Source organism: Pectobacterium sp. S5 (assembly GCF_051707265.1).
GTDB classification, from domain to species: Bacteria; Pseudomonadota; Gammaproteobacteria; order Enterobacterales; family Enterobacteriaceae; genus Pectobacterium; species Pectobacterium polare.
Map to the genome: position 1 here is coordinate 982634 of NZ_JAULSZ010000001.1, position 14033 is coordinate 996666.

10 protein-coding genes and 6 tRNA genes are annotated in these 14033 nt (G+C 51.5%); 13 read left to right on the forward strand and 3 right to left on the reverse strand.

Annotated elements, in window-relative coordinates:
- Positions 1-2: 2 nt before the first annotated feature.
- Positions 3-452, forward strand: a complete 450-nt coding sequence (gene fur, locus QWJ20_RS04425; protein ID WP_010285452.1) for a ferric iron uptake transcriptional regulator — start codon at positions 3-5, stop codon at positions 450-452.
- Between the two features lie 63 nt (positions 453-515).
- Here the strand turns inward: fur and glnS are convergent, their stop codons facing one another.
- Complete coding sequence (gene glnS, locus QWJ20_RS04430) at positions 516-2174, reverse strand: glutamine--tRNA ligase (protein WP_174877625.1); 1659 nt, start codon at positions 2172-2174, stop codon at positions 516-518.
- Positions 2175-2364: 190 nt separating this feature from the next.
- A complete protein-coding gene (gene nagE / locus QWJ20_RS04435) occupies positions 2365-3861 on the reverse strand; it encodes an N-acetylglucosamine-specific PTS transporter subunit IIBC (protein WP_433991957.1) in 1497 nt (498 codons plus the stop codon).
- A 343-nt stretch (positions 3862-4204) separates the two neighbouring features.
- On the opposite strand from nagE, the gene nagB reads away from it, so the two are divergent.
- From nagB to QWJ20_RS04490, 11 genes are all read left to right on the forward strand, one after another.
- Entirely contained in the window at positions 4205-5005 is an 801-nt protein-coding gene (gene nagB, locus QWJ20_RS04440) for a glucosamine-6-phosphate deaminase (protein WP_433991958.1), read from the forward strand.
- An 18-nt stretch (positions 5006-5023) separates the two neighbouring features.
- Complete coding sequence (gene nagA, locus QWJ20_RS04445; RefSeq protein WP_095994016.1) at positions 5024-6169, forward strand: N-acetylglucosamine-6-phosphate deacetylase; 1146 nt, start codon at positions 5024-5026, stop codon at positions 6167-6169.
- Positions 6170-6266: 97 nt separating this feature from the next.
- Positions 6267-7490, forward strand: coding sequence for a DNA-binding transcriptional regulator NagC (gene nagC, locus QWJ20_RS04450; RefSeq protein ID WP_433991959.1), 1224 nt, complete (start codon positions 6267-6269; stop codon positions 7488-7490).
- A 203-nt stretch (positions 7491-7693) separates the two neighbouring features.
- Positions 7694-9358 (forward strand): asparagine synthase B, encoded by a 1665-nt coding sequence (asnB, locus tag QWJ20_RS04455; protein WP_095698857.1) that lies wholly within the window; start codon positions 7694-7696, stop codon positions 9356-9358.
- Positions 9359-9577: 219 nt separating this feature from the next.
- Positions 9578-9654, forward strand: a tRNA-Met gene (locus QWJ20_RS04460).
- An 8-nt stretch (positions 9655-9662) separates the two neighbouring features.
- Positions 9663-9747 (forward strand) — tRNA-Leu (locus QWJ20_RS04465).
- 56 nt (positions 9748-9803) lie between these two features.
- Positions 9804-9878: transfer RNA gene (locus QWJ20_RS04470), tRNA-Gln, on the forward strand.
- A 35-nt stretch (positions 9879-9913) separates the two neighbouring features.
- Positions 9914-9988: transfer RNA gene (locus QWJ20_RS04475), tRNA-Gln, on the forward strand.
- Between the two features lie 53 nt (positions 9989-10041).
- Positions 10042-10118: transfer RNA gene (locus tag QWJ20_RS04480), tRNA-Met, on the forward strand.
- Between the two features lie 6 nt (positions 10119-10124).
- Positions 10125-10199 (forward strand) — tRNA-Gln (locus QWJ20_RS04485).
- 134 nt (positions 10200-10333) lie between these two features.
- Positions 10334-10963: a hypothetical protein gene (locus QWJ20_RS04490; RefSeq protein WP_433991960.1), complete on the forward strand. Its 630-nt coding sequence runs from the start codon at positions 10334-10336 to the stop codon at positions 10961-10963.
- Between the two features lie 22 nt (positions 10964-10985).
- On the opposite strand, the gene ubiF is transcribed toward QWJ20_RS04490, so the two are convergent.
- Positions 10986-12152: a 3-demethoxyubiquinol 3-hydroxylase gene (gene ubiF / locus QWJ20_RS04495; protein ID WP_433991961.1), complete on the reverse strand. Its 1167-nt coding sequence runs from the start codon at positions 12150-12152 to the stop codon at positions 10986-10988.
- 227 nt (positions 12153-12379) lie between these two features.
- Here ubiF and miaB point away from each other — a divergent pair, with 227 nt between their 5' ends.
- The gene (gene miaB, locus QWJ20_RS04500; RefSeq protein WP_039482809.1) at positions 12380-13804 is read left to right on the forward strand and encodes a tRNA (N6-isopentenyl adenosine(37)-C2)-methylthiotransferase MiaB; all 1425 of its coding nucleotides are present in this window, start codon (positions 12380-12382) and stop codon (positions 13802-13804) included.
- Positions 13805-14033: the final 229 nt, after the last annotated feature.

Here is a 14033-nt window from a genome sequence, read left to right on the forward strand (position 1 = left end):
GCATGACTGACAACAATACCGCATTAAAGAAGGCCGGCCTGAAAGTCACTCTTCCAAGACTGAAAATACTGGAAGTGTTACAGGACCCTGTCTGCCATCACGTCAGTGCGGAAGATTTATATAAGAAACTGATTGATATGGGCGAAGAGATTGGTCTTGCTACCGTCTATCGCGTACTCAACCAGTTTGATGATGCGGGTATCGTAACCCGTCATAACTTCGAAGGTGGTAAATCCGTCTTTGAATTGACGCAGCAGCATCATCACGATCACTTAATTTGCCTCGACTGTGGCAAAGTCATTGAATTCCGCGATGAATATATCGAAGCACGTCAGCGCGAGATCGCAGAAAGACACGGCATCAAACTGTCCAACCACAGTCTGTATCTTTACGGGCATTGCAGTGAAGGGGATTGCCGAGAGGATGAAACCCTGCACGATTCCACACGATAAATCGACCGCATAAAAAAATAAAACCGCCTAGGCGGTTTTATTTTTGTCTTCTTACTGGTGGCCTTAGCCTACCCAGGTATCGCGTAGCCCAACCGTACGGTTAAACACCAGATGTTCTGCACTGGAGTAAACACGGTCAGCACAGAAATAGCCTTCGCGCTCAAACTGATACGCTTTCTCTACTTCTACCTGCGCTAGGCTCGCTTCCACAAAACCTTGCGTAATTTTCAGTGAGTCTGGATTAATCGTCGACAGGAAGTCTTCTGCCGCACCCGGATTAGCCACACTGAACAGGCGATCGTACAAGCGGAATTCAGCTGGTACCGCGTGTGCCGCAGAAACCCAGTGGATAACGCCTTTCACTTTACGGCCGTCAGCCGGATCTTTGCTCAGCGTTTCCGCATCATAGCTACAGTAAATCGTGGTGATAACGCCCTGCTCGTCTTTCTCAATGCGCTCTGCTTTGATCACATAGGCATTACGCAGACGTACTTCTTTACCCAGCACCAGACGCTTGTACTGTTTGTTGGCTTCTTCACGGAAGTCAGCACGATCGATGTAAACTTCGCGGCTGAATGCGACCTGACGTGAACCCATTTCCGGCTTGTTCGGATGGTTTGGCATCGCGACAAACTCTTCGTGCTCGGCTGACAGATTCTCGATCACGACTTTGACTGGGTCCAGTACCGCCATGGCGCGCGGAGCGTTCTCATTCAGATCGTCACGGATACAAGACTCAAGCGCGGCCATTTCCACGTTGTTATCCTGCTTCGTTACGCCGATGCGCACACAGAATTCACGGATAGAGGCTGCGCTGTAACCACGACGACGCAGACCAGAGATGGTCGGCATACGCGGATCGTCCCATCCTTCAACGACGTTTTCCACCACCAGCTGATTCAGCTTACGCTTGGACATAATCGCGTATTCGAGATTCAGACGGGAGAACTCGTACTGACGCGGATGGCAAGGAATGGTGATGTTATCCAGCACCCAGTCGTACAGACGGCGGTTATCCTGGAATTCCAGCGTACACAGCGAATGCGTGATCCCTTCCAGCGCATCGGAAATGCAGTGGGTGAAGTCATACATCGGGTAGATGCACCACTTGTTGCCCGTCTGGTGATGATCGGCAAATTTAATGCGATACAACACCGGATCGCGCATCACGATAAAGGACGATGCCATATCGATTTTTGCACGCAGGCAAGCTGTACCTTCCGCAAACCCACCGTTACGCATTTTTTCAAACAGCGCCAGGTTTTCCTGCACGGTGCGATCGCGGTAAGGGCTGTTTTTGCCCGGTGCCGTCAGCGTACCGCGGTATTCGCGAATCTGCTCAGGCGTCAGTTCATCAACGTAAGCCAGCCCTTTACCGATCAGCTCAACCGCATAAGCGTGCAGTTGATCGAAATAATCAGAAGAATAGCGAACGTCGCCGCTCCATGAAAACCCCAGCCACTCGACGTCACGTTTGATCGACTCAACGTATTCGATGTCTTCTTTTACCGGATTAGTATCGTCAAAACGCAGGTTGCATTGCCCCTGATAGTCACGCGCGATACCAAAATTCAGGCAAATAGACTTTGCATGCCCAATATGCAGATAGCCGTTCGGCTCTGGCGGGAAACGCGTCTGAATATGGTCATGCTTACCGGACGCCAGATCTTCATCGATAATCTGACGGATAAAGTTGGTTGGGCGGGCTTCAGCCTCACTCATTCTTCATTCCTCAATGCTAAAACGACGTATAACCGACAATGATCCAACAAGCTACGCTGGGAAACAACCGTTAGTTTCATTTAATTATTCATAACGAAAAAAAAGGGCGAGATTGCTATCTCGCCCCATTCATTTCATCGATATAACACAGCGTTAAACGATCAACACCGCCATATTACGTCTTGCCATACTATATCTTGTCATACTCCGCTTTCAGTGCGGTCGCTATCAATTCAGCCTGCGTACCCACAACAATCTGTACACTCTGCTTATTCAGACGAATAACGCCCGCCGCACCAAGACGTTTTGCCTGTGCATCATCAACCAGTGAGGAATCAGCCACGTTCAAACGCAGACGTGTGATACAGGCATCAATACCCGTCAGATTGGCTTTTCCACCAAGCGCCTGCAAATAGCCCCGCGCCAACGCTGCTGTATCGCTTGATTTATCGCCCGCAGACGCAGTACTCACGTCATAGCCATCGGCTTCGCTGCCGCTCACAGCCAGCTCACGCCCTGGCGTTAACAGATTGAAGCGAGTGATGGTAAAGCGGAACACCAAATAGTAAATGACGAAGAATACCAGTCCCTGAGCAAGCAGCATGTACCACTGAGTGGCCAGCGGGTTACGTGAGGACAGCACCATATCTACCAGACCCGCACTGAAACCAAAACCGGCGATCCAATGCATGCTGGCCGCGATAAACACGGAAAAACCAGTCAGCAACGCATGTAGGAAATACAGCACCGGCGCAACAAACATGAAGGAGAATTCCAGCGGTTCGGTGATCCCGGTAAAGAAGGAGGCAAATGCCGCCGCCAGCATAATCCCCGCCACTTTGCTTTTGTTCTCAGGGCGCGCGCAGTGATAAATCGCCAGCGCGGCACCCGGCAGGCCGAACATCATAATCGGGAAGAAGCCTGCCTGATAACGTCCGGTGATCCCCACGACAGCTTTGCCAGAGTCGATAGACTGTTGGCCGGCCAGGAAGTTAGGAATATCGTTGATACCCGCGACATCAAACCAGAACACGGAATTCAGTGCATGGTGCAATCCAACAGGAATCAGCAAACGGTTAAAGAAGGCATAAACCCCAGCACCAACCGAACCCAGCTGTTGAATGTATTCACCGAACGACACCAGCGCATTGTAAATCACCGGCCAGACGTACATTAAAATGAACGCCACCAGAATCATCAGGAAAGAAACCAGAATCGGGACCAAACGACGCCCGCTGAAGAACGACAGCGCCTTAGGCAATTCAACCTGACTGAAGCGGTTATACAGCTCAGCGGACATGACACCAACCAGAATCCCGATGAACTGGTTTTCAATCTTGCCAAACGCAGCGGGTACCTGTTCAACAGGGATCCGTTGGATCATGGCAACAACGGCCGGTGAACACAGCGTGGTCAGCACCAGATAACCGACAAAGCCGGTCAATGCTGCCGCACCATCTTTATCTTTCGACATACCGTACGCGACACCAACGGCAAACAGCACGGCCATATGCCCGATAATCGCCTCACCCGATTTGATGAGGAGAGCCGCCAACGCGTTCTCGCTTCCCCAGCCAACCGGATCAATCCAGTAACCTATCCCCATCAGGATAGCGGCAGCAGGCAGCGTCGCGACAGGCACCATCAATGCCCGACCGACTTTTTGTAAATAGCTCAGAGTACTCACTTTTCCCTCTCTTACCTTTGCGAGGTAATGAAATGTTGTGGGGCAAACAAACCTGCCAATAAATTTCACTGCCGAAGAACGCCGCTGTCGAAAAAACGTGGCAGCGGTGGTTCTTAGGGGGAGTGTAAGAAAAATAATTCGCTACACAAATTAAACCCCGTAATTATGTGATAAAAATCACCAAAAAACTGCATACAAAAAGTTTATACCTGAATAAAACCCCAACTTATTTCAAGATTAAAAAAAACGGAGTAGACTAATTTTAATGCATAGACAAAACGCGCAACTGGCGCGATTTGCGCAATAACGTATTTAATTCCACTAAAAAATCAGGAGAGCGCTGATGAGACTCATTCCTTTAACCACCGCCGCCGACGTCGGAAAATGGGCTGCCCGCCACATCGTTGAGAAGATTAACGCTTTCAAGCCCAGTGCAGAGCGCCCTTTTATTCTGGGATTGCCGACAGGCAGCTCACCGCTGGAGGCTTACAAATCGCTGATCGCCATGCACAAAGCGGGACTGGTGAGTTTCAAACACGTCATCACCTTCAATATGGATGAATATGTTGGCCTGCCAACCGATCATCCAGAAAGCTATCATACCTTCATGCACCAGAATTTCTTCAATCACGTTGATATTCCGCGTGAAAACATTAACCTGTTGAACGGCAACGCAGAAGACACCACAGCAGAATGTCGCCGTTATGAAGAGAAAATAAAGTCCTACGGGAAAATTCACCTTTTCATGGGCGGCGTGGGTAATGATGGACATATCGCCTTCAATGAACCCGCTTCCTCTCTGGCCTCCCGCACCCGCATCAAAACGTTGACAGAAGAAACCCGTATCGCCAATTCCCGTTTCTTCGGCGGGGACGTCAGTCTGGTGCCTAAATTTGCCCTGACTGTAGGCGTCGGTACGTTGCTGGATGCCGAAGAAGTGATGATTCTGGTGACCGGTCGTAACAAGGCGCAGGCGCTACAGGCTGCGGTAGAAGGCAATGTTAACCATATGTGGACCATCAGCTGTCTGCAACTTCACGCCAAAGCCATCATGGTCTGTGACGAGCCTTCAACAATGGAGCTGAAGGTAAAAACCGTTAAATATTTCCGTGAGTTAGAAACGGAAAGTATGAAAAACCTCTAACCGATGCGGGAGTCGATGATGTACGCGTTAACCCATAGCCGGATTTTCACTGGCCACCAGATTCTGGATAATCACGCCGTCGTGATTGCCGATGGGCTGATCGAGCGAGTCTGCCCACTTGCCGAGCTTCCTGCCGGTATTGAACAACACGACCTGAGCGGTGCGTTCCTCGCCCCAGGGTTTATCGATCTCCAGTTGAACGGCTGCGGCGGCGTGCAGTTCAACGACTCGCTGGACACAATCTCCGTCAAGACGCTGGAGATCATGCAGCAGGCGAACGAGCGTTCAGGCTGTACCAGTTTTTTACCTACGCTGATTACCTCCAGCGATGCATTTATGAAGCACAGCATCGATGTGATGAGAGACTGGCTGGCGCAGAATAAGCATCAGGCGCTTGGGTTACATCTCGAAGGTCCGTGGCTGAATGTACTCAAGAAAGGCACGCATGACCCTGCCTTTATTCGCAAACCCACGCAGGAGCTCGTCGACTTCCTGTGCGCCAACGCGGATGCCATTACGAAAGTCACGCTGGCGCCGGAAGAAGTCGAACCGTCGGTTATCCGTCAGCTAACGGCTGCGGGCATTATCGTGTCTGCCGGGCATTCCAACGCCACCTGGGAACAGGCTAAGCTGGGTTTTGCTGCGGGTATTCGTTTCGCTACCCACCTGTTCAACGCCATGCCGTACCTGACTGGCCGCGAACCCGGATTGGTCGGTGCGATTTACGACGCCCCGGAAGTCTATTGCGGTATTATCGCGGATGGACGACACGTTGACTGGGCCAATATTCGCAACAGTAAACGTATCAAGGGCGATAAGCTGGTGCTGGTTACCGACGCCACGGCACCGGCCGGCGCGGATATTGACCAGTTCATTTTTGCTGGTAAAACCATATACTACCGTGATGGCATTTGTGTCGATGAACACGGCACCCTGAGCGGTTCGGCACTGACCATGATTGAAGCCGTGCGTAATAGCGTCGAACACGCGGGCATCGCGCTGGATGAAGCGATTCGGATGGCAACACTCTATCCCGCCCGTGCCATCGGCGTGGATAAGCAGTTAGGCAGTATTGAAAGCGGTAAAGTGGCCAACCTGACCGTCTTTGACCGTGACTATCACATTCTCAAGACGTTTGTTAACGGTAATCCTGTTTGGGGATAAAACGAGAAACGCCTTGGGGTAACGCGGAAATGCGTAGGGGTAAACTGAGATAAAGTTTACCCCTACGTTGAGTTAAACCTAAGCGAGTAACTTCTTAATGACCACAGGCGGACAAGCGCAGATAGGGAATGTCGATCTGGTTAAGCAATTAAACAGCGCGGTGGTTTACCGTCTGATTGACCAGCAGGGTCCGATCTCACGAATTCAGATAGCAGAACAGAGCCAGCTTGCCCCCGCCAGCGTTACCAAAATCACCCGCCAGCTTCTAGAGCGCGGGCTCATCAAAGAAGTCGATCAACAAGCCTCCACCGGCGGCAGACGCGCCATTTCGATTATCACCGAAAACCGCCCTTTCCATACCATAGCAGTACGCCTTGGTCGCTATGACGTCACCATTGCGCTGTACGATTTGCAGGGAAAAGCGCTGGAAGAAGCGCACTACGATCTGCAAGAAAAAACGCAGGAGTCGCTAGAAGCCGCGCTCTTTCACGTTATCAGCGGCTTTATCGCCAGCCATCAGCGCCGTATTCGCGAGCTCATTGCTATCTCGGTTGTGCTGCCGGGGCTCGTTGATCCGGTTGCGGGCATCGTCCGCTATATGCCACACATCTGCGTGAATAACTGGCAACTGGTCGAAAATCTGCAACGACACTTCAACGTTACCAGCTTTGTCGGACACGACATCCGCAGCTTGGCGCTAGCGGAACACTATTTTGGTGCCACCCACGACTCACTGGATTCTATCCTGGTACGCGTCCATCGCGGCACTGGCGCGGGTATTCTCGTCAACGGGCAAATTTTTCTCGGCAGTAACGGCAACGTGGGCGAGATCGGCCATATTCAGATCGATCCACTCGGCGATCGCTGCCACTGCGGCAATTTCGGCTGTCTGGAAACTGTCGTCGCCAACGCCGCCATTGAACAGCGCGTACAACACCTGCTGGGTCAGGGCTACCCCAGCAAGCTTTCTACCGATAACTGTACGATTTCTGCGATTTGCAAAGCAGCAAACCGCGGTGATGCCCTCGCCCGTGAAGTCATCGAACAGGCCGGACTCAATCTTGGCAAAGCGCTGTCCATCGCGATCAACCTATTCAACCCGCAGAAAGTCGTGATTGCTGGTGAAATCACCGAAGCAGAAAAAACGCTGCTTCCTGCGATCCAACGCTGCATCAACGCGCAGGTGTTGAAAGAATTTCGTCACAACCTGCCGATTGAGATCTCCAGCCTCAACCATCTTTCCGCTATCAGCGCGTTCGCCTTGGTAAAACGGGCGATGCTAAACGGCGTGCTGCTACAGCAATTGCTCGAAAACGCCTGATTCCCTTTCTGGCCGGATTATGTAATCTCTAAAAATCCGGCCTTTCCCTTCTATGAATTTGACGAATCAACACCAAAAAACCGAATAAATTAACGAAACACCACGTCGATGGCTTTTTTCATTAAATAATATTGAATTCCTATGGCACTTTGATGCTAAATCAATGGCACTGAGTTCGAATCTGTCATTACTGGGAGTCATGTATGTGTTCTATTTTTGGTGTGCTTGATCTGAAAAGCGATCCTATTGAACTGCGTAAGAAAGCGCTGGAGTTATCCCGTTTAATGCGTCACCGCGGACCAGACTGGTCCGGCGTTTATGCCAGCGACAAAGCGATTCTGGCTCACGAACGTCTGTCTATCGTTGACGTCAACACGGGCGCACAGCCGCTTTACAACGCCGAGCGCACCCACATTCTGGCCGTTAACGGTGAAATTTATAACCATCAGGCATTGCGTCAGCAATACGGTGACCGTTACGCGTTCCAGACTGGCTCTGACTGCGAAGTGATTCTGGCGCTGTATCAGGAAAAAGGCCCGGAATTCCTGGATGAACTGCGCGGCATGTTCGCCTTTGCCCTGTATGACAGCGAAAAAGACGCCTACCTCATTGGCCGTGACCACCTCGGCATCATCCCGCTGTATATGGGTTACGATGAGCACGGCAACCTCTACGTCGCTTCTGAAATGAAAGCGCTGGTGCCAGTTTGCCGCACCATCAAAGAATTCCCGGCTGGCAGCTACCTGTGGAGCAAAGACGGCGAAATTCGCGAGTATTACCAGCGTGACTGGTTTGATTACGATGCAGTAAAAGACAACGAAACGGATAAAGAAGCGCTGCACGATGCGCTGGAAGAAGCCGTGAAAAGCCACCTGATGTCTGACGTGCCTTACGGCGTGTTGCTCTCTGGCGGCCTGGATTCCTCCGTTATCTCTGCGATCACCAAAAAATATGCGGCACGTCGTGTAGAAGATGACGCGCGCAGTGAAGCCTGGTGGCCTCAGTTGCACTCTTTCGCCGTCGGTTTGGAAGGTGCACCGGATTTGAAAGCCGCGCAGGAAGTCGCTAACCATTTAGGTACCGTGCACCACGAAATTCACTTCACCGTGCAGGAAGGGCTGGATGCGATTCGTGATGTGATTTATCACATCGAAACCTATGACGTCACCACGATTCGCGCTTCAACGCCGATGTACCTGATGTCGCGTAAAATCAAAGCGATGGGCATCAAGATGGTGCTGTCAGGAGAAGGTTCTGACGAAGTGTTCGGCGGCTACCTCTATTTCCATAAAGCGCCAAACGCCAAAGAATTGCATGAAGAAACTGTGCGTAAGCTGCTGGCACTGCACCAGTACGACTGCGCCCGCGCTAACAAAGCGATGTCAGCCTGGGGCGTGGAAGCTCGCGTACCGTTCCTGGACAAAAACTTCCTCGATGTCGCGATGCGCATCAACCCGCGCGACAAAATGTGTGGCAACGGCAAGATGGAAAAACACATCCTGCGCGAGTGCTTTGAATCCTACCTGCCGCACAGCGTTGCATGGCGTCAGAAAGAGCAGTTCTCTGATGGCGTGGGCTACAGCTGGATCGACACGCTGAAAGAAGTGGCGGCTCAGCAGGTTACCGATCAACAGTTAGAAACAGCACGCTTCCGCTTCCCGTACAACACACCGGGCTCCAAAGAAGGCTACCTGTACCGTGAAATCTTCGAAGAGCTGTTCCCGGTTCCAAGCGCAGCAGAATGCGTACCGGGTGGCCCATCAGTCGCCTGTTCGTCTGCTAAAGCGATTGAGTGGGATGAATCTTTCAAGAAACTGGATGATCCATCAGGCCGTGCGGTTGGCGTACACCAGTCGGCCTACAAATAATTCGATTTAACTTCTTCAGTCAACGGGCCTTTCATGGCCCGTTTTTGTACGCTTAATTGCTTGGGAATGTGTGCTTTTTGGCGTTTTTCTCACCATACTGTTCACAACCCAAACAAACGATACATTGAGGGCACTTTTCGGGAAAAAACTAGTTGACGCAATTAGGCCAACTACGCATAATGCGCCCCGCAACGCCGATGAAGGTGACGCGGAAAAGATGGCTACGTAGCTCAGCTGGTTAGAGCACAGCACTCATAATGCTGGGGTCACAGGTTCGATTCCCGTCGTAGCCACCATCTTTTTTGCGGGAGTGGCGAAATTGGTAGACGCACCAGATTTAGGTTCTGGCGCCGCAAGGTGTGCGAGTTCAAGTCTCGCCTCCCGCACCATATCATCTTCTCGGTCTGACATCGCTTTTCGAAGCCTGTTAGTGTTTTGTAGTGATTGGGGTATCGCCAAGCGGTAAGGCACCGGTTTTTGATACCGGCATTCCCTGGTTCGAATCCAGGTACCCCAGCCATTTCAAAACATATGCTGAAAAATTCGTTGTCCTGTTGGGGTATCGCCAAGCGGTAAGGCACTGGTTTTTGATACCAGCATTCCCTGGTTCGAATCCAGGTACCCCAGCCATCTACTTGATAGTAGAAGATTTGTTGAAGTGAAGTAAGATTAGCAGTACATTTGGCTACGTAGCTCAGCTGGTTAGAGCACAGCACTCATAATGCTGGGGTCACAGGTTCGATTCCCGTCGTAGCCACCATATTTTTGGGGTATCGCCAAGCGGTAAGGCACCGGATTCTGATTCCGGCATTCCGAGGTTCGAATCCTCGTACCCCAGCCAAATAAAGCTGGTAAAACAGCAAAGAAACGGGGCGACAATCGAAAGATGTCGACCCGTTTTGTTGTGTCTGGTATTAACATAGTCTGGTGTTAATATATCCAAACCAATCATTCGATTTTCCCCAAAGGGCAGGCATGAAGGTTTTATCTACATCCTCTGTTATTCATGATTTCAGCCACGTTGTGCTGCCACAGCAGAATAACATTGGCCAATCGCAATGGTCTGTCATACGTCAGCAGTTAACCACGCTGTTACTCTGCGTGGCGTTGCTGCTTTGCTTCATTACACCGACTTATGCTGCTGGCGTTCCTTCTTTTAAGATGTCTTCGCAAACGTTCGCCGACCGGATGAATGCTAATCTGACGAAACTCAATATCCCTCTCGCATTGACCGTTAAGTTGGAAAAGGGAAGCTCCGTCGATGACTTTCAGCACGTCTTTAACGAGCATGTTGGATTAATTGGGTCGGTAGAGAGTAAAAGCCAACAGCTTAATGGGATCTTGCTGCTCAACGCCGCGTCAGAATCCGCCGAAGCAACAAGACAGAATCTGCAAATCGTCACAGCCGCGTTTTCTGCGCTATTGGGCGGGGCGTCTTCAGGTGAAAACAGTCTCGAAAGCCCTGAGATGACTGAGATGATGTTCGGACTGCTTCAAGATAGCCAGACCTCAGGTAAAGGCGTTAGGCAGATAGGACATGTTCGCTTTACAGCAACAACTAATGAGGACACCGATATTATCTTTACCGCCGAGCCTGTGCTGTAGCGGGCGGCGTCCTCATTATTCATCAAACACCAATGGCATATTTCAATGCGCGCTGTTTTAACCCGCCAGCGCGCTGTGCAACCATCAGCGCCATATTGCGAGCAAAGCTCAGCGGTGGTAACGCATTACTGAACGCGTTATAGAAGAGATCCATCCCACTTTGCATCATCAGATTATCCGGCATACGGCGGCACTGATAGCGGCGTAACACGCGCTCAGAAGCCCATTCTTCTCCTGCATTACGCGCATTAATTAACACATCCAGCAGCGCCTCAACGTCGCGATACCCCAGATTAACCCCCTGCCCCGCCAGCGGATTGATGGTATGCGCGGCATCACCCAGCAGCACCAAACCTGGCTTGATATAGGTTTGCGCATGGCGTCTAACCAGCGGGAACGATCCGGCGGAGAGCGCCTTGACCTTGCCCAATCGCTCAGGAAACGCAGCCGCAATTTCTTTATCCAACTGCGCAAGCGGCATCGCCTGAAGTTGACGAATACGCTGCGGACTGTCATACCACACCAGCGATCCCCACTGGTCAAACAGCGGCAAAAACGCACGTGGGCCGCTCGGCGTGAACTGCTGCCAGGTCACATCCTGCTGGGGCTGCGAGGTCTCTACGCCGATCAACATACAAGACTGACGATACTGCCAGCCGCTGATACCAATCCCCGCCCACTGGCGAACCTGAGAATTTGCGCCATCGGCACCAATCACCAGCGAAGCTGTCAGTTTCTGCCCGTCAGCAAGCTGTAAGCACCAACCATCATCGGTGCGTTGCAGGCTCTGCGGCGTAGCTGGGCAATAGCATTGGCAGCGTTCCTCTTCCTGCAAACTTTCCCAGAGCGCCAGTTGCAGCACCCGGTTTTCCACCATAAAACCCAGTTCAGGCAGGTGAATATCGGCAGCATCGAAAACGACTCTGGCATTCGCCCATTCCCAGGTTTCCAGCCGACGGTAAGGCGCGCTGCGCATCTGCTGCACTCGCTGCCATGCGCCCAGTTCTTTCAATAGCGCAACCGACGCGTAGCCAATCGCCGAGATCCGTAAGTCTGGCGGACTAGCGGCATCAAACGGCGTCGGCATGTCCTGCTCAACCACTGCAACCTGAAATCCTTGCTGTGCCAGCCCAAGCGCCGCGGCCGCGCCGACCATGCCACCGCCAACCACAATCGCATCGTAATGCATATTGGCTTTATCCTCTCTGGTTCTGGTTTATTCACACCAGTAAAAATGCATGAAAATAGTGTACTGGATTTGCGGGTAACTTTTCAGAAAAGCCGCATTTTTATAGAAAGTAAGGGGTTATCAAACCAGCGAGGTTTCCGGCGCTGGTCACAACGCCAGCGAGCGATTACAATACCCACCCCAAATGAGGGGAATCTTTCTTATCCGCACTGAGTAATGGTAAGTCGATGATAAAAAAACTGCATATTAAAACCTGGGGCTGTCAGATGAATGAGTACGATTCATCAAAGATGGCTGATTTACTGGGAAGTACGCACGGCTATGAGCTAACTGAAATCGCTGAAGAAGCCGATGTCCTGCTGCTCAATACCTGCTCGATCCGTGAAAAGGCGCAGGAAAAGGTCTTCCATCAACTTGGCCGTTGGAAAACGCTGAAAGATCTCAATCCGAACCTGATTATTGGTGTTGGTGGCTGTGTCGCCTCACAGGAAGGCGCGCATATTCGTGAACGCGCACACTACGTTGACGTTATTTTTGGCCCGCAAACCTTACACCGCCTGCCGGAAATGATTAATCACGTTCAGGGCACTCGTAGCCCCATCGTGGATATCAGTTTCCCTGAAATCGAAAAATTCGACCGCCTGCCAGAACCACGCGCCGATGGGCCGACGGCCTTCGTCTCCATCATGGAAGGCTGTAATAAATATTGCACATTCTGCGTTGTGCCTTATACCCGCGGCGAAGAAGTCAGCCGCCCATGCGATGATGTGTTGTTCGAAATCGCTCAACTGGCCGCGCAAGGCGTGCGTGAAGTTAACCTGTTAGGACAGAACGTCAACGCCTACCGCGGCGAAACCTATGACGGTGAAATCTGCTCCTTTGCTGAGCTGCTGCGTCTGGTTGCCGCTATTGACGGGATCGACCGTGTTCGCTTCACCACCAGCCATCCGATTGAATTCACAGACGATATTATCAGCGTCTATGAAGATACGCCGGAACTGGTTAGCTTCCTACATTTGCCAGTGCAAAGCGGCTCTGACCGCGTGCTGACGATGATGAAACGCCGCCATACCGCGCTGGAATACAAAGCCATCATCCGTAAGCTGCACAACGCACGTCCGGGCATCCTGATCAGTTCTGACTTTATCGTCGGTTTCCCTGGCGAAACGCAGGCTGACTTTGAACAAACGATGAAGCTGATTACCGATGTGAATTTCGATATGAGCTACAGCTTCGTCTACTCCGCCCGTCCGGGAACACCGGCTGCGGACATGGTCGATGACGTGCCAGAAGAAGAGAAAAAACAGCGTCTGTATCTTCTGCAAGAGCGCATCACCCAGCAGGCAATGCGGTTTAGCCGCCTTATGTTGGGCACCGTCCAACGTATTCTGGTGGAAGGCACCTCGCGTAAGAGCGTAATGGAACTGTCTGGCCGCACGGAAAATAACCGCGTCGTCAACTTCGAAGGCACGCCGGATATGATCGGTAAATTCGTCGATGTGGAAATCGTTGATGTTTATACCAACTCGCTGCGCGGCATCGTGGTGCGTACCGAAGATCAAATGGATCTGCGCGTACATGAATCACCGTCTTCCGTGATTGCGCGTACCCGCAAAGAGAATGAGATCGGTGTCGGGTTCTATCAGCCGTAACTGACACTTATTCCAGTCTCTGCGCGATGATGGGTGGCTTTGCCACCCATTTTTTATGGCAGACTATCCACTTCAGTTTCATGCCGCTTACATTTGCTTTTGCGAGGCAGCATCCCAATATCATGATTGTGACTTGCACCATCGGGCATTCACGATGAATAATTCATTCATATGGCGGATACATCAGGCCGTCTGACAACTGTTCATTTTGTGCGGGCAGAAATAGCGC

What these genes read in the sequence shown, in the direction of transcription:
- glnS (WP_174877625.1), bottom strand. Translation starts at nt 2,174, where the DNA reads ATGAGTGAGGCTGAAGCCCGCCCAACCAACTTTATCCGTCAGATTATC.
- miaB (WP_039482809.1), top strand. Translation starts at nt 12,380, where the DNA reads ATGATAAAAAAACTGCATATTAAAACCTGGGGCTGTCAGATGAATGAG.
- ubiF (WP_433991961.1), bottom strand. Translation starts at nt 12,152, where the DNA reads ATGCATTACGATGCGATTGTGGTTGGCGGTGGCATGGTCGGCGCGGCC.
- nagA (WP_095994016.1), top strand. Translation starts at nt 5,024, where the DNA reads ATGTACGCGTTAACCCATAGCCGGATTTTCACTGGCCACCAGATTCTG.
- nagC (WP_433991959.1), top strand. Translation starts at nt 6,267, where the DNA reads ATGACCACAGGCGGACAAGCGCAGATAGGGAATGTCGATCTGGTTAAG.
- asnB (WP_095698857.1), top strand. Translation starts at nt 7,694, where the DNA reads ATGTGTTCTATTTTTGGTGTGCTTGATCTGAAAAGCGATCCTATTGAA.
- fur (WP_010285452.1), top strand. Translation starts at nt 3, where the DNA reads ATGACTGACAACAATACCGCATTAAAGAAGGCCGGCCTGAAAGTCACT.
- QWJ20_RS04490 (WP_433991960.1), top strand. Translation starts at nt 10,334, where the DNA reads ATGAAGGTTTTATCTACATCCTCTGTTATTCATGATTTCAGCCACGTT.
- nagB (WP_433991958.1), top strand. Translation starts at nt 4,205, where the DNA reads ATGAGACTCATTCCTTTAACCACCGCCGCCGACGTCGGAAAATGGGCT.